Source organism: Paraburkholderia sp. BR10954, assembly GCF_040965775.1.
GTDB classification, from domain to species: Bacteria; Pseudomonadota; Gammaproteobacteria; order Burkholderiales; family Burkholderiaceae; genus Paraburkholderia; species Paraburkholderia youngii.
In genome coordinates this window covers 109,344-129,088 of record NZ_JBFRCK010000007.1, presented here as the reverse complement: position 1 = coordinate 129,088, position 19,745 = coordinate 109,344, and the positions used below count along the sequence as shown (strand labels likewise).

Below are 19,745 nucleotides of genomic sequence, written 5' to 3'. Positions count from 1 at the left end.
GTTGCCGCTTACTTGGTCTCGCCCGGCCCTTTGACCGCGAACGGCGCGCTCAACGTTTCGCCATCGGAAAACTTCAGCGTCAGATGCACGGTGTCGCCCGGCGCGATCTTGTGCTTCGCGTCCTCAAGCATCAGGTGATAGCCGCCCGGCGTGATCGCGACCTGGCCATGCGCGGGCACCGTCAGCTTGTCGACCATCACCATCTTCTGGGTCGAACCGTTCGATACGGTTTGATGCAGCATCGCGTCGCCGTAGTCGTCGCTCGATACGTCAACGAGGTCGATCGGCTTGTCGCTCGCGTTGACGAGCGTCGCATAGCCGGCCGCGGGCAGGTTGTTCGGGAGCCAGCGGACCCACGCGTCCTTGATGCTGATCGCGTGAGCATCAGCCGCGTGCGCGGTGGACGCGACGCCGAAAGACAGCGCGAGCGTGCAGGCGAGGGAAGCGAATGGTTTGAGCTTGATCGTCATGGTGGAATGTAGTGGGATCAAAGAAGAATCAGGATTGGTCATCGATGATGCGGCGCAGGTCCTGCGCAATCGCGTCGGGTGTGTCGTGATCGGTGGCGAGCAGGCGCGCGCGGCCCTGACTGTCGAACACATAGACGGCGGAGCTGTGCGTGACCTCGTAATTGCCGTTCGGGTCGCGCTTTTCCATCTGATACGCAACACGATAGCGCTGCGCCAGCGACTCGATTTGCCAGTCGGTGCCGGTCAGCCCTTCGGCGTGCTGCGCGTCGAACGCGCCGACATAGTCGTGCAAGGCCTGCGGCGTGTCGCGCGCGGGATCGACGGTGATGAACAGGATGCGCACTTTCTGCGCCTCGGGGCCGAGCTTGCCCAGAACCTGCATCAGACGGCCCATCGTTTCGGGGCAGACGTCCGGGCAATGCGTGTAGCCGAAGTAGACCAGTGAGGTGCGGCCCTTGAACGAAGCGGCGCTGACGGGCCGGCCGGTGTCGTCGGTCAACGTAAAGTCCAGATCCGGCAGGTGCCCGGTCACGTTGGTCAACCGCCACGGCTCGGCGCGCTGCGTGCAACCGGTCAGTGTGGCGAGCGCGACCAGCGTGCCCAGCGCCGCTGCCGCCGCAAACCGGCGCGCCCCCCCGTGCGTCAACCGGTGCATGGGCCGCTTGGATCGTGAGCGGGACAGCTTTGGCTGCGGGCGCTGAGGTGGAAAGATCGGGAACAAAGCAGGGTTCAATGACTCGATTGGGGAGCAGGCCACACGAATCGATGGAGCGGGGAGGCGCACCGTCGCCCGATCGTGCCGTGCAAGATTCGCGCGCGGCACGCAATTGAGCGGCAGGTGCAACGATGCGCATTACGCCGACGGTCCGTGTGGCAGCGACTGTAGCGCAAAATTGGCGCCAGCGTCGCGCGGCGCGCCGGGCGTACGATTGGCGAGTCAATATGACGCAGCAGGCTGAAAGTCGGGCGAAGCCCGATGGTTGCGCTTTTGAATGCAATCACCGCGAGCGGGCGGGCAAACGGCCCGCCGGGCTTGAGGCCGGCTTACTTTCTCGAAAAATTGACCGATGCGCGGTAAGATGCGCACACTTTTCCGGCCCCAGATGGCTGAAAGGCGAACCCAGGCAATGCAAGCACTTCCGGCTGTTCTGTCTCCGAGCGAGACGGCATTTTTCTTCGACTTCGATGGCACGCTCGTCGAACTCGCCCCCACGCCGGACGGCGTGCTCGTGCAGCCGCGCGTGATCGACCTGCTGCGCGAACTGCGCAGCCTGACGAATGGCGCGGTCGCGGTGGTGTCCGGGCGCGGCATCGACAGCATCGACAGTTTTCTCGGCATGCCCGATCTGCCGGTCGCTGGTCTGCACGGCGCCGAGCGGCGCGATGCGAACGGCGACACGCAGCGCATCGGCTTTCACGACCAGCGCCTGTTGCGCATGGAGCAGGTGCTCGCGCAAGTCGTCAACGAGCATCCGGGCATGCTGCTCGAGATCAAGGGCGCGGCGCTCGCGCTGCACTACCGCAATGCGCCGGACCGCGAGCCGGTCGCGCGCGAGGCAACCGAGCGGCTCGTCGCCGATTACCCCGCGTCGTACGTGCTGCAGCCCGGCAAGATGGTCTACGAGATCAAGCCGAAGGACGTCGACAAAGGCCGCGCGACGCGCGCGTTCCTGGAGGAGCTACCGTTCACCGGCCGCACGCCCGTGTTCGCCGGCGACGATCTGACCGACGAGAAGGGCTTCGCGGTCGTCAACGAACGTGGCGGTCTGTCGATCAAGGTTGGCGCGGGCGAAACGATGGCGCGCACGCGCGTCGAGTCGGTGTCGTCACTGCTTGACTGGCTCGAAACGATTGTCGCGGCGGCGCGCGGCGCATGACGCCGGCGCGACGTTCAACAAAAACAACATACTGCATCGGGAATCGCGCTTCATGAGCCGACTGATCATTGTTTCGAACCGGGTGGCGCCCATTTCGGAGGGCGGCCCGGCGGCGGGCGGTCTGGCGGTCGGCGTGTACGACGCGCTGAAAGAGACCGGCGGCATGTGGTTCGGCTGGAGCGGCGACGTGCTCAGCTCCGGTCTGCCGCAGATCAAGCTCGAGGAGCGCGGCCCGGTGACCTTCGCGACCGTCCCGTTGATGCGCCGCGACTACGACCAGTACTACCGCGGTTTCTCGAACGCGACGCTGTGGCCCGCGTTCCACTATCGTTCCGACCTGCTGCACTACGACCGGCACGACTTCGACGGCTACTGCCGCGTCAACGCGTGGCTCGCGCAGCAACTCGTGCCGCTCTTGCGCGAAGACGACGTGATCTGGGTGCACGACTATCACCTGATCCCGTTCGCGCAGGCGCTGCGCTCGGCAGGCGTGAAGAACCGCATCGGCTTTTTCCTGCACATTCCGTTTCCGGCCGCGCAGGTGCTGCTGACGGTGCCGCCGCATCGCGAGCTCGTCGAGGCGCTGTGTTCGTTCGACCTGCTCGGCTTCCAGACCGGCCCCGATCTGCGGGCGTTCTGCGACTACGTCATTAACGAGGCGGGCGGCTCGATCGACGCGTCGCCGAAAGGTCCGCTCACCGTGCATGCGTTCGGCCGCACGCTGCGCGCGTCGGCCTATCCGATCGGCGTCTATCCGGACGAGATCGCCGAGCTCGCGAAAGCGGGCGAGCGCGGCAAGCCGGTGCGCACGATGAAGGCGACGCTGCATTCGCGCAAGCTGATCATGAGCGTCGACCGGCTCGATTATTCGAAGGGGCTGGTCGAGCGATTCCGCGCGTTCGAGCGCCTGCTCGAGCATACGGCCGCGCAGCGCAACAAGGTGTCGTTCCTGCAGATCGCGCCGCCGACGCGCGCCGACTTGCACGCGTATCAGGACATCCGGCTGCAGCTCGAAGGCGAGTCGGGACGGATCAACGGACGTTTCGCCGAGCTGGACTGGACGCCGATCCTGTACATCCACAAGCAATACGAGCGCTCGGTGCTGGCGGCGCTGTTCCGCACCGCGCACGTCGGCTATGTGACGCCTTTGCGAGACGGCATGAACCTCGTCGCGAAGGAATACGTGTCGGCGCAGGATCCGGAGAATCCCGGCGTGCTGGTGCTGTCGCGCTTCGCGGGCGCGGCGCAGGAGCTCGACGGCGCGCTGATCGTCAATCCGGTCGATATCGACGGCATGGCGGAGGCGCTGGCGCAGGCGCTCGACATGCCGCTCGCCGAGCGCCAGGCGCGCTATTGCGACATGATGGCGCAGCTGCGCGAGAACAACGTGTCGGTGTGGCGCGATAACTTCATGCGCGATCTGCAGAGCGTCGATGGCGCGAAGCGCGCTAGGAGCGGGAAGGCGAGCGCGGCCACGGGTGCGGGTCACGCCGGGCGGAAGAGGGCGGCGCGCGAGCGCGTGGCCGGCTAAGCTAGCCGCGAAGCCAGACAGCAAAAAGCCGCTCCCTGGAGCGGCTTTTCGCATGCGGCGCGCAGCGCCTGGACCCTGCGTGGCGTCAGGCCACGTGCTGTTCGTCGACTTTCTTGCCGCCGATGTGCAGCGTCTGGCCCTTGCCATACTGCTTGGCGAGCAGGTCGCGATAGAGGCCCGGACGCTGACGCAGTTCTTCCGGCGAGCCGTCGTCGATGACCTTTCCGGCGCTCATCACGATGATCCGGTCGAAGTTGTTCAGCGTCGATAGACGGTGTGCGATCGCGATCACGGTACGACCGACCATCAGGCGGTCGAGCGCCTTCTGGATCGCTTCCTCGGACGCGCTGTCGAGCGCTGACGTGGCTTCGTCGAGCAGCAGGATCGGCGCGTTTTTCAGAATCGCGCGCGCAATCGCGATGCGCTGGCGCTGGCCGCCCGACAGCTTCACGCCGCGGTCGCCGACGATCGTGTCGTAGCCTTCGGGCATCGCTTCGATAAAGTCCGCGCAACGCGCCTCGCGCGCCGCGGCGAGCACTTCCTCGCGGCTCGCTTCCGGGCGGCCGTACGCGATGTTCTCGTACACCGTGCGATGGAACAGGGAAATGTCCTGGGGCACCAGCGCGATCGCGTGACGCAGGCTGTCCTGCGTGATCGACGCGATGTCCTGGCCGTCGATCTTGATAGCGCCGCCCTGGGTGTCATAAAAGCGCTGCAACAGCGCGAGCACCGTCGATTTGCCGGCGCCCGACTTGCCGATCAGGCCGACGCGCTGGCCCGGCTCGATAGTGAGGTCGAAGTGATCGAGGATCGGCCGGCGGCGCGGATAGGCGAACGTGACGCCGTCGAACGTGACGCGGCCGCCCTGGGGCACGAGTTCGGTCGAGTCGTCGCGATCGGGCATGCCGTGCGGTTCGAGCAGCGTGCGCACCGCCTCCGCGAGTCGCGCGACGTGCTGGGTGACGTCGACGAGCGCGACCGCGAGATCGCGCGTGCCGTGCAGGATCGTGAAACCGAGCGAGCTGACGAGCACGATGTCGCCCGAAGTCGCGCGCCCCTGGTCCCACAGCCACAGCGCCCAGCCGAGCAGGCCGGCCGACAGCAGCGCGGTGATCACGGCGTGCAGCAGACGCAGCTTTTCCAGGTACAGCAGGCTTTGCTGGCGCGCGTCCATTTCCGACTTGACCGTTGACGCAAAACGTTGCTGTTCGCGGAACGTCATGCCAAACGCGCGGACGAGGCCCATGTTGCTGATCACGTCGACGAGCTCGCCGTCGACCGATGCCGCCTTGGTCGCAAAATTATGGTGACGCGCGGAGCCGCGGCCCGCGAGCTTGTACAGCACGACCGCCAGAATCGCCGAGCACAGCATCAGGCCGGCGGCCATCAGCGGGTTCACCGAGATGATCATCACGATCGCGCCGAGCACGGCGATACACGGCGGCAGCACGTTCCACGCGGTGGTGTTTTCGGCGGTGTAGACGGCGTTCGAGGTCGCGGTGATCCGGCTTGCCAGCATGCCGGGCTGCTTTTCGGCGTAATAGGTCGGCGAATGGCCGCTCAGGTACTGGAACAGGTCGCGCCGCAAATCGCCCGTCACGGCGACGAACGTGTGCGCGGCAAACCAGCCGCCGAGCCGCCATAACAGGTTATCGGCGGCGATCAGGCCGACGAGGATCGCGAACGCGCCCCACAGCGGCCCCGGATGATGGCGGCCACCGCCGAGCACGTCGATCAGATGTTTGATCGCGTATTGCGAAGCGAGTGCACAGCCCACGGCCGCAAACACGCTGCACAGCACGATCGCGTGCGCGACCGGATGGCGGCGGATAAAGCGGAAGAGAAACGCAAGCGGCCGGTGCGCATAGCTCGCGAGCTTTGCGTTCTGGGCGTTTCGCTGGGCGATGGTCAAGTGTTCCAATTGAGCTGAGATCGATGTGTTGCGGGTTGTGCATGCAATGCGCGGACCACACGGACAAGCATGGCTCTCCGTGAAGCCGATGCTTCGCATTGTAAACATGCAAAGACGATTGCGCCCTGTGTATCCGGGCTTTGACGCGATTGATTTCGCGATAGACCTCCGCGATCTGCGTCGTCTCGACACGCCAGCCGACGGGCCCCTCAGGCAGATTGCGGAATATTTCGAGATATAATTACAGTTTGCATTCAATCGGGCCGTGGCAATTTTGCAATTCCTACCGGCAACGCTTGATGCGCGAGAGTTCACCGCTTGGTACGTCGTGCCTCGCTGAACCTCGTGGATACTCTAGAACTGTCTTTGAAAACAAGGGTTTGCAAAGTGTTTCGCGTTTGTAACAACGTAAAGACTTTGAAATGTTGCGGTGCGGCGGCAATTTGGGCATCGATAATGCGTGCTCGTTAGCCCGGCAAATTTTCTGACAGTTTGTCAACGTAGGTGCCCGATGCGCGTTTACTCGCACATGCGCAGACGCTGATCCACTTGTCTGGGCTCTTGACCCAAGCGATCCATCGCAGGATTTCTCAAAAGAATCAGGCCCGCGCCGGTATCTCCGGCCAGACTGCCCTGGCGAGCAAGCGAGTCGCTTTTTCCAAATGCAGTACCTTTGCCTGATTTTTTACTAGGAGTTCGTCAATATGCGAATCGCTCAAATCGCTCCGCTGCACGAGGCGGTTCCTCCCAAGCTGTACGGTGGTACGGAACGCGTGGTGTCCAATCTGACCGAGGCGCTGGTCGAGCAGGGCCACGACGTCACGCTGTTTGCAAGCGGTGATTCGCAAACCTCGGCGAAGCTCGAAGCATTCTGGCCGCAGGCGCTGCGCCTCGACCCGACGATCCGCGACGTGATGGCGCCGCATATGCTGCTGCTCGAAGAAGTGCGCCGCCGCGCGGACGAATTCGACGTGCTGCACTTCCACATCGACTACTACCCGTTCTCGCTGTTCGCGCGTCAGCCGGTGCCGTTCCTGACCACGATGCACGGCCGTCTCGATCTGCCGGAACTGCAGCCCATCTTCAATACGTTCAAGGACGTGCCGGTCGTGTCGATTTCCGACAACCAGCGCATCCCGCTGCAACAGGCGAACTGGCTGCAAACCGTCTACCACGGTCTGCCGGAAAACGTGCTCACGCCGATCCCCGACGTCGAACCAGGCTACCTCGCATTCCTCGGCCGCGTTTCGCCGGAGAAGGGTCTCGACCGCGCGATCCGCATCGCCGGGCAGGCAGGCATGAAGCTCAAGGTCGCCGCCAAGATCGACAAGGCCGACCGTGCTTATTACGAAGAAGTGATCAAGCCGTTGATGGCGCTCCCGCATGTCGAGTACATCGGCGAAATCGGCGAAGCCGAAAAGCGTGAGTTCCTCGGCAACGCGCATGCGCTGGTGTTCCCGATCGACTGGCCGGAGCCGTTCGGCCTGGTGATGATCGAGGCGATGGCTTGCGGTACGCCGGTGATCGCGTTCAATCGCGGTTCGGTGCCGGAAGTGATCGAAAACGGCGTGTCGGGTTTCGTCGTCGAAGACGAAATCAGCGCGGTCGCTGCGCTCAAGCGTCTGCACACGCTGCCCCGCGCTGGCGTGCGCAAGGCGTTCGAAGCACGGTTCACGTCGAAGGTGATGGCGAAGAACTACGTCGCCGTCTACGAAGACCTGCTGCGCAGCAAGCATCGCAAGGTGCTGCGCGAAGTCAACGCGGGCTGATTGGCGGTTGATTCGCCGCGGTTGTTTCGCGGTAGATGAGACGCCGGCAGCAGGAATCACGCTTCCTTCGCTGCTCTGAACGCCCCGCCGGCATGTTGCCGGCGGGGCGTTGTTGCATGCGCGCCGCGTTTTTCGTCAGTGTACCGATGAAAATACCGGTTTCCGCGCGGCGCGAACGAGCCAGGCTCGGTAATATCCCTATAATTGCCGTGCCGCAAATTGGGCTGCGGCGCCGCCGACGACAGGAGGATGCCTTGGCGAGAACGAAAGAGACGCGAGCGAACGCCGCGCCCGGCGCCGGAACGATTTTTACGTTGCGCGCCATCGGTCTCGTGCTCGCCGCCCGCTGGCTTTTCTCGATGTCCGAGATGAGGCTGACCACCGCGCTGACCGCGATGGCGTCTTCACCGTGGGCATGTATCAACCTCGTCTTTCTGTTCCTGCTGATCTTCCTGCCCGGCGCGCGCGCCGTCGCCGAGCGTCCGTTCCATCCGTTGCCGCAATGGCTGCGTCAGGCGCTGCGCCTGTTCGCGTTCCTCGGGTTTCTGTTTGCGCTGTGGTCGGTCGGCGCGTTCGTCGCGAGCGCGGGCTGGCGCCGCGCGATGCAGGCGGTCGCGGCCACCAACGGTTGGCTCGTCGCGGCGCCGGTGCTGTATGCGATCGTCTTGTGGATCTGCCGGCCGCTGCCGTTGTGGCGCACCAATGTGGCGGCGCGGCGCTTTGCGATCGGCCGCTATGCGGTGTCGCTCGATCCGGTGACGCGCACCGTCGTCGTGTGGGCCGAGCGGCGCAAGGTGGGGCAATACGATGCGCGCGAATTGTCGGTGCGCTGGGCGAGCGGTTCCGATGCGCGCGCGACGCCGGCGCCCGCGCCCGCAGTTGCGTTCGGCGCGGCGGGCGAGGGCGGTGCGTCGGCGGCGCCGATGCCGTCGGTCGCGGCGCCCTCGCTGGCGCGCAGCGCGTTCGGCGTTCGTCCGAAGGTCGAGTTGCTGTGGGATTCGCCGGCCGCCGCGGGGCACAACCGGCAGACCGTTTTCCGCGCCGCGCTGACGACCGAAGGCGATCGCGTCGCCGCCCGCGCGCTCGACACGACGCTGCGCCAGGTCTGACGCTGCACGTTTTGTGCTATCGGTCACATCGCGTGGCCATTGCACGCGTCCCGAAGCGAAGCTTCGTCGATAATGCAATCAAGGCGCCCGGCCTGCTGGCGGGCGAGTAGGACACTCATCGATCGTATCGCGTCTTTCGCAGGAGTCGCTATGCTGGTTCGCTGGTTGCTTGCCGCCCTTCATCTGCTCGCTTATGGCTTTGCGCTCGCGTCGATTCTCAGACGCACGTGGTCGCTGCGTCGCGCATCGGTGCCCGCCGCGCTGCGTTCGGTGTTTCGCGCCGATTCACGCTGGGGCATCGCCGCGCTGGTGCTGATCGTGACCGGCCTGATGCGCGTGTTCGGCGGCTACGAGAAGGGCGCCGACTACTACCTGCACGAGCCGCTCTTTCACGTGAAGATGACGTTGCTGGTGCTGATCCTGATCCTCGAAGTGCCCACGATGCTTGGCCTGATGCGCTGGCGCGCGTCGATCCGCAGCGGCGCGGCGCCGAATCTGAAGAAGGCGCGTTCCTACGCGCATTTCAGCGTAATCCAGACCGTGCTACTGGTTCTGATGGTGTTTGCGGCGACCGGAATGGCGCGCGGCATCGGACTGCCCGCCGGCTCGGTGTAGCGCGGCGGGCCTTCTTTCCATTGCGACGGGCTGGTGGCGCGCGCCCAGCGTGGCGCCTCGCGCACGCCTGTGTCGCGCTAGCCGACAAGCAAGCCAGAATCGTCGACCCGGTCGGCCTTGACCTCTGCCGACTCGCGCACGAGTTCCGGCTCGCCGAGACCCTTGATCAACTCCAGCGCCTGACGCTCGAACAAGCGACGGTACAAGCCGTTGTCGCGTTTGATCAGCGCGTCGTGGCTGCCTTCCTCGATCACCTTGCCCTTGTCCAGCACGAGCAGCCGGTCGAGCGCGCGCACCGTCGACAACCGGTGCGCGACCACCAGCGTGGTGCGCCCCTGCATCAGCCGCTCCATCGCGCGCTGGATCAGTACTTCGCTTTCGCTGTCGAGGCTCGACGTGGCTTCGTCGAGAATCAGGATCGGCGCGTCGGCGAGAAACGCCCGCGCGATCGCGACGCGTTGACGCTCGCCGCCCGATAGCTTGATGCCGCGTTCGCCGACCAGCGTGTCGTAGCCGTTCGGCAGCGCGGCGATGAAGTCATGCGCGCTGGCGAGCCGCGCGGCGCGCTCGATGTCGGCGCGGCTCGCGCCGGGCCGTCCATACGCGATGTTCTCGGCAAGCGAGCGGTGAAACAGCACCGGCTCCTGCTGGACGATCGCGATCTGGCTGCGCAGCGACGCTTGCTGGACCTGCGCTATGTCCTGGTCGTCGATCGTGATCCGCCCGCCCGAAATGTCGTGAAGGCGCTGGATCAGCTTGATGAAGGTCGTCTTGCCCGAGCCTGAATGACCGACCAGGCCGACGCGCTCGCCCGGCGCGATGCGGATGGAGAAGTCGTCGTAGAGCGGCCGGCTGTGCGCGCCATAGTGAAACGACACATGCTCGAAGCGGATTTCGCCGTTGCGGATCGCGATCGGACCGGCACCGGGACGATCCTCGATGCCGAGCGGCTGGCTTTCGAGCGACACCAGTTCCTCCATGTCGTTGACCGAGCGCTGCAGGTTGCGGATGTGCATGCCGATGTCGCGGAGGTAGCCTTGGAGCATGAAGAACATCGTCAACGCGAACGTGATGTCGCCGACGCTCGCTTTGCCGCGTGCCCACAGCAGCAACGCAACGCCGAGAATCGCGGCCTGAATCGCGGCCAGCATGCCGCCCTGCAGGCCGCCGTTGAGCGTGCCGCGCACCCACGTGCGGCGCGTGCGCTGCCGCCATTTACCGATCACGTACCCGAGGCGCGCTTCCTCGCGCGCTTCCGCGCCGAATGCCTTGACGACGCCGTTGCAGCTGACCGCATCGGCGAGCGCGCCGCCCATGCGCGTGTCCCACGCGTTCGCGAGACGCGCGGACGGCGCGACGAAGCCCAGCGACACCGTCACTGTCACGCCGATGTACAGCAGCGAGCCGATGCCGACGACGACGCCCATCATCGGCCAGCGCGAACCGAGCAGCAGCGTCGCGCCGACCAGCATCACCAGCGACGGCAGCAACGCGATCAGCAGCGTGTCGTTCAGCAGGTCGAGCGCCCACATGCCGCGCGTGATCTTGCGCACGGTCGAGCCGGCGAAGCTGTTCGCGTGCCAGTCGGTCGAAAAGCGCTGCACGCGATGAAACGCGCGTGCGGCGATCTCGCTCATCATTTTCAGCGTGAAGCGGATGATGTTGAAGTACACGCCCTGACGCAGCAGCGTCGCGGTCAGGCCGAGCGCGGCGAGCACGCCGAAGGCCTCGAGCGCGTGATGCCAGATGGGCGCCGACGACGCCGAACCGGCCGCGATCGCGTCCACCAGACGTCCGGCGAAAACCGGCGTCAGGATGTCCGCGCCCGCCGTGAACAGCGCGAGCGCTGCAATCACGACGATGCGCCACGGCTGTTGCGCCCAGTGACGGAAGGTGAAGCCGAGGACATCCTTGAAGGCTTGTCCGCGAAAGTCGAGTTTTTTGTTGGCCATTTGCTTTCGACCCGGCGACGCACGAGCGCGCCGAGGTTCCAGTCATAAGCGAAAAAGTGTAGACAGCCAGCGGATGCCGGAATGCGCGCGGGAACACGCGAAAAAGTACGGCGGGAAACAACGGCAACGGAACAACGGACTGTCTGGAGTGAACGCGGCGCGCCTGTCGAGGCGGCTGCGCATCTGCTGCGGCGTTTAAGGTCGCAGCGGTCGTGGCGGACGGGCTGACGGTCGTGGGACCATGCGAGGGAGCGCGCGGTGCACTGCGAACATGTGGCGCCTCCCGGAGATGGTTCAAGATGGAGAAACCGGACAGAGCCGGGCCGGGCGAATGCCCGTCTGCCGAATATAGCAACAGTGCGGGGCGCTCGCCAACCTACGGAACGACGTGGTTCTACACAGCCGACGCTACCTCGTGCGGTGCACGCGACATTTTTGCCGGCAAATAGAAAAAGGGCTTACGCATTGCTGCGTAAGCCCTTTTGTCTTCGGTGATCGACACACCAAGAATCTGGTGGGTAGTACTGGGATCGAACCAGTGACCCCTGCCGTGTGAAGGCAGTGCTCTACCGCTGAGCTAACCACCCGAAGAGATTGAGATTATGTCAGGGAATTTGGGGTTCGTCTAGTCTTTTTTAAGCAGTTTGCTCATCAGTTGCTGGCGCGGGTTCAAGGCGCCATACGCTCGCGCCCTTGATCGCCTTGTCGAGATCGTCGAGCACGGCTTCGTGCGCGGCGCGTTCGTCGTCGCTCGCGGTGATCACGACCAGTTCCAGCGATTCGAGCGCTACACGCGGCGTATCAGTAGCGCCGCCGGTCTGCGCTTCGCCGAGCATGTCGATGACGAGGCTTTCCTGGCCACGCGTCATCGCCAGATAGACCTCGGCGAGCAATTCCGAGTCGAGCAGCGCGCCGTGCAGCGTACGGTGCGCATTGCTGATGCCGAAGCGGTCGCACAGCGCATCGAGCGAATTGCGCTTGCCGGGGAACATCTGCTTGGCTTGCGCGAGCGTGTCGATGATCTCGCCGCAGTGCGTGCTCACCGGCGGCAGACCGAGCAGCGCGAACTCGGCGTCGAGAAAGCCGATGTCGAATGGCGCGTTGTGGATGATCAGGTCAGCACCCTGGATGAAGTCGCGGAACTGGTCGATGATCTCCGCGAACTTCGGCTTGTCGCTCAGAAATTCCGTCGTGAGGCCGTGCACCGCGAGCGCGCCCGGATCGCTGTCGCGCTCCGGATTGATATAGAAGTGCAGGTTGTTGCCGGTCAGCCGGCGGTTCACTAGCTCGACGCAACCGAGTTCGAGAATCCGGTCGCCGCCGCGGGCGTTCAGGCCGGTAGTTTCGGTGTCGAGGATCAGTTGACGCATGTCGGATTAGCCTGCTTCGAAAAAAGTGCAGTAAAAGCGAAGAGGGCGGCGCGCGTCGTTGGCCGATGCGCGCACGCTCCTTACATCTCGGCGAGCGACGCCACGCCGCGATTGGCCAACTGATCGGCGCGCTCGTTCTCCGGGTGGCCGTTGTGGCCGCGCACCCAGCGCCATTCGACTTCGTGCTGCGCGACGAGCGCATCGAGCCGCTTCCATAGATCGGCGTTCTTGACCGGCTGCTTCGCCGCGGTGACCCAGCCTTTCTTCTTCCAGCCGTGAATCCACTCGCTGATGCCTTTCTGCACGTACTGCGAATCGGTGTGCACGATCGCCTTGCAAGGGCGCTTCAACGCCTCGAGCGCGGAAATCACGCCCATCAGTTCCATGCGATTGTTGGTCGTGTTGGCCTCGCCGCCGAACAGTTCTTTTTCCTGGTTGCCGAAGCGGAGCAGCGCGCCCCAGCCGCCAGGGCCGGGATTGCCCTTGCAGGCGCCGTCGGTATAGATGTCGATGTGGTCCGGTGTCATTCGGTGTGGTTACGTGTGTTCGGGGTGGCGGCGGGCGCGAGGCCTGCCGCGAGCACGGGCTTTTTCACTTTGAGCGGCCCGACGAGACGCATGCCGCGCACGCGCTTGATCGCCTTGATCATGTAGGTGGCGCCGAAAATCGGCCACCAGCGGTCGCCAGCGGCTTCCATGAAGCCGTAGCGCGCGAGCCATTGATCACTCGCGAGCGGCGGACGATAGCAGCCGAAGCGCCCGCGTTCAAGATCGAAGCCGAGCAGCTTGATCCAGTCCTTCAGACGCGTGAACGCGATCAGGTCGACGGCCGAAGGCACGAACGGGCGGCCTGTCATCTTGCCGATCGATTGCCGTACGCCCCACAGCGACAACGAGTTGAAGCCGAGGATGATCAGTTGGCCTTCGGGCACCAGCACGCGTTCGGCTTCGCGCAGCAGCCGATGCGGGTCGCTGGTGAATTCGAGCGTGTGCGGCATTACGAGCAGGTCGACGCTTTGCGCTTCGAACGGCAGATCGAGCAGGTCGCACCAGACCGCGCTGCGGCCGGCCGGCGCGTGCAGCCCCGGCGCGCCTGGCGCTGCGTTGACGGGATTGTCGCCGCCGAGGTTGCCCGCGCCGCCGATGCCGCCGGCGCTGCTACGACGTGCCGCCGGCGGATACGTGTACGGCGCGCTCGCGCCGCTCGCCGCGTCGAGCACGAGGCCGCGGCACGGCATCCGGTTTTCGCGCAGCGCGTCGAGCTGCGGCAGGCCGAGTTGCAGCGCATGATAGCCGAACACGTCCGACACCACGCGATCGAGCTGGGTTTGCTCCCAGTCGAGCACGTAGCGGCCTGGCGGCGAATCGGTCCAGGCGGGCCAGTCTATAATCGCTCGGTCAGTCATATTAAAAATGCGTCGCCTATGAATGCGCTCGAGTACGTGCCGGTCCCGGCGTTTGAAGACAATTACATCTGGGTCATTGCCGACGGACACCATGCGGTCGTCGTCGATCCGGGCGAAGCCGCCCCTGTGCGCGCCTATCTGGCCCAACGAGGCTGGCGGCTGAGCGCTATTTTACTCACGCACCATCATCAAGACCACGTCGGCGGGGTGGCCGACCTGCTGAACGGCCATGACGTGCCTGTCTACGGCCCCGCCGGCGAAGCGATCGCGCACCTTACGCATCGTCTCAAAAGCGGTGATCACGTGACGATCGCGGCGCCCGCACTCGAATTCAGCGTGCTCGACGTGCCCGGTCACACCAGCGGACACATTGCCTATTTCCAGGCGGCCGATACGCGCGGCACGCCGCACGTGTTTTGCGGCGACACGCTGTTCGCGTGCGGTTGCGGGCGCCTTTTCGAAGGCACGCCGCAGCAGATGCTGAATTCGCTCGATGCGCTCGCCGCGCTGCCCGGCGCAACCGAAGTGCATTGCGCGCACGAATATACGCTGTCGAACATCCGCTTCGCGCTCGCTTGCGAGCCGCACAACGCGGAACTGCAGGCGTGGCGCGGCAAGGCGAACGAACTGCGCTCCCGCCACCAGCCGACGCTGCCGACCACGATCGCGCACGAGCGCGCGGTCAATCCGTTCCTGCGCGCAGACGAGCCGGCGATCCAGTCGAACCTCGAAGCACAATTGCATGAAACGGTCTCTGACAGGCTGAAGGCCTTCACCTTGATGCGCGAATGGAAGAACCGCTTCCGTTGATCCGGAGCGCATTCGGCAGTTCTTCACGCGATGAATCGGAAAAATTCGCCAAGCCCCAGATTTGGTTGATTTTTTTCTTGATTTTCCAATTGACGGAGACGTTGACGTTTCGTACTATCGGCTGCAAATTCCAGCCCTTGTGGAAACCGAGACGCTCATGCGATTTATCTTAAGCGCGTTATTGGTCCTGACACTCGCCGCGTGCGCGAGTCAGGGACCGACGACGAATACCGCCAATAACCCCGCCAGCCAGCAAGCCGTAGCCGACGCACTTCGCAAGAACGCCACCGCTAAAGAAACCATCAATGTCGACCAGAGCTCGGTCGATCAGTTGACGAGCCAGGACGCCGATCTGTGGGGCCGCATTCGCCGTGGCTTCCAGATGCCCGATCTGCAGAGCGACCTCGTCGACATGCAGCTCAACTGGTATCTGCAACGCCCCGATTACGTGCAGCGCATGACCGAGCGCTCGCAGAAATATCTCTATCACATCGTCGAGGAACTCGAGTCGCGCCATATGCCGACCGAGCTCGCACTGCTGCCATTCATCGAGTCCGCGTATAGCCCGCAGGCTTTGTCGGTCGCCAAGGCGGCGGGCATGTGGCAATTCATGCCGGGCACGGGCCGTACCTACAACCTGAAGCAGAACATGTGGCAGGACGAGCGCCGCGACGTGCTCGCGTCGACCAGTGCCGCGCTCGACTACCTGTCGAAGCTGCACGATATGTTCGGCGACTGGCAGCTCGCGCTCGCCGCGTACAACTGGGGTGAGGGCAACGTGCAGCGCGCGATCGCGCGCAACGAGGCGGCGGGTCTGCCGACCGACTACCTGAGCCTGCGTATGCCGAACGAAACGCGCAACTACGTGCCGAAGCTGCAGGCGGTCAAGAACCTCGTGATGAACCCGCAGGTGTACGGGCTCGCGCTGCCGGCGATTCCGAACCACCCGTACTTCGTGACGGTCACGACCTCGCACGATATCGACGTCGACGTCGCCGCGCGGCTTGCCAACATGTCGACCGACGAGTTCCGCTCGCTGAACCCGTCGTTCAGGAAGCCGGTGATTCTCGGCGCGACGCAGCCGCAGATTCTGTTGCCTTTCGACAACGCGTCCGCGTTCGAGCGCAATCTGAAAACGTACTCGGGCTCGCTGTCGTCCTGGACCACCTACACCGTCGACGCACGGGCGACACCCGCCGCGATCGCACAGAAGATCGGCGTCGACGCAGACACGCTGATGGAAGTGAACAAGATTCCGGTCGGCATGCGCCTGAAGCCAGGCTCGACGATCGTCGTGCCGCGCGGCTCGGACGACGACGAGGACATCAGCGCCGACATCGCCGAAAGCGCGGTGCTCGCGATGGAACCCGACGTGCCCGACACCCGCAAGATGCTGATCCGCGTGCGCCGCAATCAGTCGATGGCCGCCATCGCGCTGCGCTACGGCGTGTCGGTTGGTCAGTTGAAGGCATGGAACAAGACACATCGCGATCAGGTCTCGCGCGGCCAGGTGGTCGTGCTGCACGTGCCGGTCGGCAAGCCGGTACCGAGCGAGCCGGGGCCGGAAAAGATCGCCGCCGATGTGCAAGGCGGCAGTGTGCAGAAGATCGGCGTCCATGCCGCAGACGCACGCGGCGATTCGCGCTACGATAAGAAGAAAGGGCGCGGCCACTCTGCCATCGTCAACGTCTCCCAGCCGGGCGGCAAGGGTGACAGACCGGCGGCGCCCGCCAGCAAGGGCAAGGTCGAGAAGGTGTCGGCCTCGGTGTCCGGCAATGCGTCGAAGGCCGCGGCTGAGAGCCGCCCGAAGACCGTGGCCAACGCGAAGAAGAAGGGTAAATAGACCAATAGCGGCTCTCACGGTAGTGACCACATGCGTTGCGGGGGCAGCGCATGGATTGCGCTCCGATCACGCACCGTGTTCATCCAACGCCGTCACCTCAGGGTGACGGCGTTTTTCATTGCGCGGACGGTTCCTGCGGGTTTGCCGCATTTACTTTATTGTTCGTGCTTCGGCCGCGTTGGCCGCGGGACGCCGTTCTGTCCTGATCCGTCGGGACCTCGGGCAAGGTTCTTGAGGTTCATTTCCAGGTTTTCTTCCTGATATATGTCGTCGACCCAACTGCGCGTCTTTCTGCTTTTTTCCGCCGGCTACTTCGTCTCTTACGTGTTTCGCGGCGTCAATCTTGGTTTCGCGCCGTTCATCACGCGCGATCTCGGTCTGTCAGCCGCCGATCTGGGTGTGCTGACGAGTCTGTATTTCCTCGGCTTCGCGGGCGCGCAGACCCCCGCTGGCGTGCTGCTCGACCACTTCGGCGCGCGTCGCGTGACGGCCGTCACGCTGCTCTTCGCCGCGCTCGGCATCTGGGTGTTCGGCGCGGCGCACAGTCTCGGCATGATGATGGTCGGGCGGCTGCTGATCGGCGTCGGCGTCTCGGTATGCCTCGGCGCCGCGTTCAAGGCGCTCGCGCAGCATTTTCCGGTCTCGCGATTGCCATTGATGAACGGGCTCGTGATGGCGATCGGCGGTTTCGGCGGCGTGATGGTCGGTTCGCCGCTCACGTGGGTGCTCGGCTTCTCCAGTTGGCGCTCGGTCTGCGTCGGGCTCGGGGTGCTGACGGTGGTGGTCGCGCTCGCGCAATGGACGCTCGCGCCGGACGCGCGCGACACGCATCGCCATACGAGCCTCGTTGCGCAGTTCAAGGGCACGTGGCAAATCCTGCGCAGCGCGGCATTCTGGAAAATCGCGTCGTTCGCGGTCGTTACGCAGGGCGTTTTCTACGCGATGCAGTCGTTGTGGGTCGGAGCATGGCTGCGCGACGTACAAGGCTTCGGACCGCACGAGGCGGCGGCGCTCGTGTCGATTCTCGGCTTCGCGATGATGGCGGGGTGCGTCGGTTTCGGCGCGGCGGCGCGTAGTCTCGAGCGGCGCGGTCTCTCGTTGTACGCGTTCTGCGGCATCGGCATGGCGTTATACGTGCTGACGCAGATGCTGATTATGTTCAATGCGCCATTGCCGGCGAGCCTGTTGTGGGCCGCGTACGGAATCTTCGGTGGCACTGGCATTCTCAGCTACGCGGTGATGGCGCGACATTTCCCGCCGCAGATGATCGGCCGGGTCAACACCACGCTGACGCTGATCATTTTTCTGCTGATCTTCGGTTTTCAGATCGGCGTTGGCGCGGTGCTTTCTCACTGGCCGGCGAGCGGCGGGCACTATCCGGCGGTCGCGCATCTGAGCGCGTGGGCAATCCTTGTCGCGCTGCAGGTGCTGAGCGCAATCTGGTACGCATTGCCGGGACGGCAGCTTGCCGGGTCCGGCGAAATGCGCGCGGAGCAGGAAGCCTGAGCGGCCGCGCGGCACGCCGCCCCAAGTCCGCGTCCTATCTCAGATTTGGAAGGAAGGGCGGTTTCAGGCTATAATTTCAAGGTTTGAGCTTATCAACCCGCACCCTAGCGCCTACCTCCCCCATACCGTTCATCCGCCGCGCGCCATTGGCGTAGCAAGAAGGGCCCCGCACTCAGCCGAAGTCGTCCACACAATGGACTCATCGCGCCCCTTGCATCGTTACCGGCAGCTCGCGAGCGAGTCTGCGCGCGCATCCCGAATGTGTTCCGCTGCGGCTCGAAATCGGATAGACAGGTGGCAACAGGGTGTTCCCCCAAGGAGTCTCCCGTGTTGCCGTCATTTTCTCCCGCTCTTCTCGCGCTCGCCGACGGCACGGTCTTTCGTGGTTATTCGATCGGGGCCCCCGGGCACACCATCGGTGAAGTCGTGTTCAACACCGCCATCACCGGCTATCAGGAAATCCTGACTGACCCGAGCTACGCGCGCCAGATCGTGACCCTCACGTACCCGCATATCGGCAACGTCGGCGTGAACGCCGAAGACGTCGAAGCGACGAAAGTCCATGCCGCTGGCCTGATCATCCGTGATCTGCCGGTTCTCGCGTCGAACTTCCGCATGGAGCGTACGCTCCCGCAATATCTTCAGGACGAAGGCGTGGTCGCCATCGCCGGCATCGACACCCGCAAGCTGACCCGCCTGCTGCGCGACAAGGGCGCGCAGAACGGCGCGATCCTCGCTGGGTCCGACGACGAAGCCAAGGCCATCGAACTCGCGCGCTCGTTCCCGGGCCTCGCCGGCATGGACCTCGCGAAGGTCGTGTCGACCGGGCAAACCTACGAGTGGACCAAAACCGAATGGCGCTTGGGCACCGGCTACGGCGACCAGAAGGCGCCGAAGTACCGCGTGGTCGCATTCGATTACGGCGTCAAGCAGAACATCCTGCGTATGCTGGCCGAGCGCGGCTGCCATGTCACCGTGCTGCCGGCGCAAGCGAGCGCCGCCGACGCGCTCGCGCTCAACCCGGACGGCGTGTTCCTGTCGAACGGCCCCGGCGACCCGGAGCCGTGCGACTACGCGATCGCGGCGACGCAGGAGTTCATCGAGCGCGGCATTCCGACCTTCGGCATTTGCCTTGGCCACCAGATCATGGGCCTCGCGGTCGGCGCAAAGACGATGAAGATGAAGACCGGCCACCACGGCGCGAATCACCCAGTCAAGGATCTCGAAGACGGCCGCGTGGTGATCACGTCGCAGAACCACGGCTTCGCGGTCGATGCCGACACGCTGCCCGCCAACGCGCGCGTGACCCACGTATCGTTGTTCGACGGCACGCTGCAGGGCTTTGCGCTGACCGACAAGCCGGCGTTTTGCTTCCAGGGCCACCCGGAAGCGTCGCCCGGTCCGAACGACATCGCGTATCTGTTCGATCGCTTCACCGCGTTGATGGACGCGCAGAAGAGCGGGAAGAGCGCAGCGGCTTGAAGCACTAAAGGCCGGCCGCAAAGTCAGCCCGAGACGGAAACGAAAGCGGCTCGCGGCGGCCGCGGCGCCCCGCGGCATGATGCGGCGGGCGCGC

16 protein-coding genes and 1 tRNA gene are annotated in these 19,745 nt (G+C 64.5%); 9 read left to right on the top strand and 8 right to left on the bottom strand.

All coding sequences use genetic code 11. The features are described 5' to 3' along the window. Positions 1 to 8: 8 nt before the first annotated feature. Positions 9 to 470, bottom strand: coding sequence for a copper chaperone PCu(A)C (locus tag AB4Y34_RS13250; RefSeq protein ID WP_176380363.1), 462 nt, complete (start codon positions 468 to 470; stop codon positions 9 to 11). 28 nt (positions 471 to 498) lie between these two features. Further along, entirely contained in the window at positions 499 to 1,125 is a 627-nt protein-coding gene (locus AB4Y34_RS13245) for an SCO family protein (RefSeq protein WP_368716270.1), read from the bottom strand. A 472-nt stretch (positions 1,126 to 1,597) separates the two neighbouring features. On the opposite strand from AB4Y34_RS13245, the gene otsB reads away from it, so the two are divergent. Both otsB and otsA read left to right on the top strand, forming a co-directional pair. Further along, positions 1,598 to 2,347, top strand: a complete 750-nt coding sequence (gene otsB, locus AB4Y34_RS13240) for a trehalose-phosphatase (protein ID WP_176124153.1) — start codon at positions 1,598 to 1,600, stop codon at positions 2,345 to 2,347. Between the two features lie 52 nt (positions 2,348 to 2,399). After that, positions 2,400 to 3,878 carry an alpha,alpha-trehalose-phosphate synthase (UDP-forming) gene (gene otsA, locus AB4Y34_RS13235; protein WP_368716269.1) on the top strand — a complete coding sequence of 493 codons (1,479 nt, stop codon included), beginning with the start codon at positions 2,400 to 2,402 and terminating at the stop codon, positions 3,876 to 3,878. 85 nt (positions 3,879 to 3,963) lie between these two features. On the opposite strand, the gene AB4Y34_RS13230 is transcribed toward otsA, so the two are convergent. After that, complete coding sequence (locus AB4Y34_RS13230) at positions 3,964 to 5,799, bottom strand: ABC transporter ATP-binding protein (protein ID WP_176380366.1); 1,836 nt, start codon at positions 5,797 to 5,799, stop codon at positions 3,964 to 3,966. A gap of 695 nt (positions 5,800 to 6,494) precedes the next feature. Between AB4Y34_RS13230 and AB4Y34_RS13225 the strand changes: the two genes are divergently transcribed. From AB4Y34_RS13225 to AB4Y34_RS13215, 3 genes are all read left to right on the top strand, one after another. After that, positions 6,495 to 7,559, top strand: a complete 1,065-nt coding sequence (locus AB4Y34_RS13225) for a glycosyltransferase family 4 protein (RefSeq protein WP_176380367.1) — start codon at positions 6,495 to 6,497, stop codon at positions 7,557 to 7,559. Between the two features lie 254 nt (positions 7,560 to 7,813). Then, positions 7,814 to 8,668: a hypothetical protein gene (locus tag AB4Y34_RS13220; RefSeq protein ID WP_176380368.1), complete on the top strand. Its 855-nt coding sequence runs from the start codon at positions 7,814 to 7,816 to the stop codon at positions 8,666 to 8,668. A 150-nt stretch (positions 8,669 to 8,818) separates the two neighbouring features. After that, the gene (locus AB4Y34_RS13215; protein WP_176380369.1) at positions 8,819 to 9,283 is read left to right on the top strand and encodes a DUF2214 family protein; all 465 of its coding nucleotides are present in this window, start codon (positions 8,819 to 8,821) and stop codon (positions 9,281 to 9,283) included. 77 nt (positions 9,284 to 9,360) lie between these two features. Here the strand turns inward: AB4Y34_RS13215 and AB4Y34_RS13210 are convergent, their stop codons facing one another. From AB4Y34_RS13210 to AB4Y34_RS13190, 5 genes are all read right to left on the bottom strand, one after another. Then, positions 9,361 to 11,235: an ABC transporter ATP-binding protein gene (locus AB4Y34_RS13210; RefSeq protein WP_368716268.1), complete on the bottom strand. Its 1,875-nt coding sequence runs from the start codon at positions 11,233 to 11,235 to the stop codon at positions 9,361 to 9,363. Positions 11,236 to 11,747: 512 nt separating this feature from the next. Further along, positions 11,748 to 11,822, bottom strand: a tRNA-Val gene (locus tag AB4Y34_RS13205). A gap of 48 nt (positions 11,823 to 11,870) precedes the next feature. Continuing rightward, positions 11,871 to 12,605 carry a DNA polymerase III subunit epsilon gene (gene dnaQ / locus AB4Y34_RS13200; protein ID WP_176366081.1) on the bottom strand — a complete coding sequence of 245 codons (735 nt, stop codon included), beginning with the start codon at positions 12,603 to 12,605 and terminating at the stop codon, positions 11,871 to 11,873. Between the two features lie 80 nt (positions 12,606 to 12,685). Further along, complete coding sequence (gene rnhA, locus AB4Y34_RS13195) at positions 12,686 to 13,132, bottom strand: ribonuclease HI (protein ID WP_176105530.1); 447 nt, start codon at positions 13,130 to 13,132, stop codon at positions 12,686 to 12,688. Continuing rightward, positions 13,129 to 14,010, bottom strand: a complete 882-nt coding sequence (locus tag AB4Y34_RS13190) for a class I SAM-dependent methyltransferase (RefSeq protein ID WP_368716267.1) — start codon at positions 14,008 to 14,010, stop codon at positions 13,129 to 13,131. The genes rnhA and AB4Y34_RS13190 overlap by 4 nt, the downstream gene beginning before the upstream one ends. 18 nt (positions 14,011 to 14,028) lie before the next feature. On the opposite strand from AB4Y34_RS13190, the gene gloB reads away from it, so the two are divergent. The 4 genes from gloB to carA all read left to right on the top strand — a co-directional run bounded on the left by gloB (position 14,029) and on the right by carA (position 19,651). Beyond that, positions 14,029 to 14,820: a hydroxyacylglutathione hydrolase gene (gloB, locus tag AB4Y34_RS13185; protein WP_368716266.1), complete on the top strand. Its 792-nt coding sequence runs from the start codon at positions 14,029 to 14,031 to the stop codon at positions 14,818 to 14,820. Between the two features lie 157 nt (positions 14,821 to 14,977). Beyond that, positions 14,978 to 16,663 carry a transglycosylase SLT domain-containing protein gene (locus AB4Y34_RS13180; protein ID WP_368716265.1) on the top strand — a complete coding sequence of 562 codons (1,686 nt, stop codon included), beginning with the start codon at positions 14,978 to 14,980 and terminating at the stop codon, positions 16,661 to 16,663. Positions 16,664 to 16,927: 264 nt separating this feature from the next. Beyond that, positions 16,928 to 18,169, top strand: a complete 1,242-nt coding sequence (locus AB4Y34_RS13175) for a nitrate/nitrite transporter (RefSeq protein ID WP_368716264.1) — start codon at positions 16,928 to 16,930, stop codon at positions 18,167 to 18,169. Between the two features lie 327 nt (positions 18,170 to 18,496). Next, positions 18,497 to 19,651 (top strand): glutamine-hydrolyzing carbamoyl-phosphate synthase small subunit, encoded by a 1,155-nt coding sequence (gene carA / locus AB4Y34_RS13170; RefSeq protein ID WP_368716263.1) that lies wholly within the window; start codon positions 18,497 to 18,499, stop codon positions 19,649 to 19,651. The last annotated feature ends 94 nt before the right edge of the window (positions 19,652 to 19,745 follow it).

Coding starts and splice junctions, on each gene's coding strand:
- AB4Y34_RS13250 (WP_176380363.1), bottom strand. CDS start 470: ATGACGATCAAGCTCAAACCATTCGCTTCCCTCGCCTGCACGCTCGCG.
- AB4Y34_RS13245 (WP_368716270.1), bottom strand. CDS start 1,125: ATGCACCGGTTGACGCACGGGGGGGCGCGCCGGTTTGCGGCGGCAGCG.
- otsB (WP_176124153.1), top strand. CDS start 1,598: ATGCAAGCACTTCCGGCTGTTCTGTCTCCGAGCGAGACGGCATTTTTC.
- otsA (WP_368716269.1), top strand. CDS start 2,400: ATGAGCCGACTGATCATTGTTTCGAACCGGGTGGCGCCCATTTCGGAG.
- AB4Y34_RS13225 (WP_176380367.1), top strand. CDS start 6,495: ATGCGAATCGCTCAAATCGCTCCGCTGCACGAGGCGGTTCCTCCCAAG.
- AB4Y34_RS13215 (WP_176380369.1), top strand. CDS start 8,819: ATGCTGGTTCGCTGGTTGCTTGCCGCCCTTCATCTGCTCGCTTATGGC.
- AB4Y34_RS13210 (WP_368716268.1), bottom strand. CDS start 11,235: ATGGCCAACAAAAAACTCGACTTTCGCGGACAAGCCTTCAAGGATGTC.
- dnaQ (WP_176366081.1), bottom strand. CDS start 12,605: ATGCGTCAACTGATCCTCGACACCGAAACTACCGGCCTGAACGCCCGC.
- rnhA (WP_176105530.1), bottom strand. CDS start 13,132: ATGACACCGGACCACATCGACATCTATACCGACGGCGCCTGCAAGGGC.
- AB4Y34_RS13190 (WP_368716267.1), bottom strand. CDS start 14,010: ATGACTGACCGAGCGATTATAGACTGGCCCGCCTGGACCGATTCGCCG.
- gloB (WP_368716266.1), top strand. CDS start 14,029: ATGAATGCGCTCGAGTACGTGCCGGTCCCGGCGTTTGAAGACAATTAC.
- AB4Y34_RS13180 (WP_368716265.1), top strand. CDS start 14,978: ATGCGATTTATCTTAAGCGCGTTATTGGTCCTGACACTCGCCGCGTGC.
- AB4Y34_RS13175 (WP_368716264.1), top strand. CDS start 16,928: ATGTCGTCGACCCAACTGCGCGTCTTTCTGCTTTTTTCCGCCGGCTAC.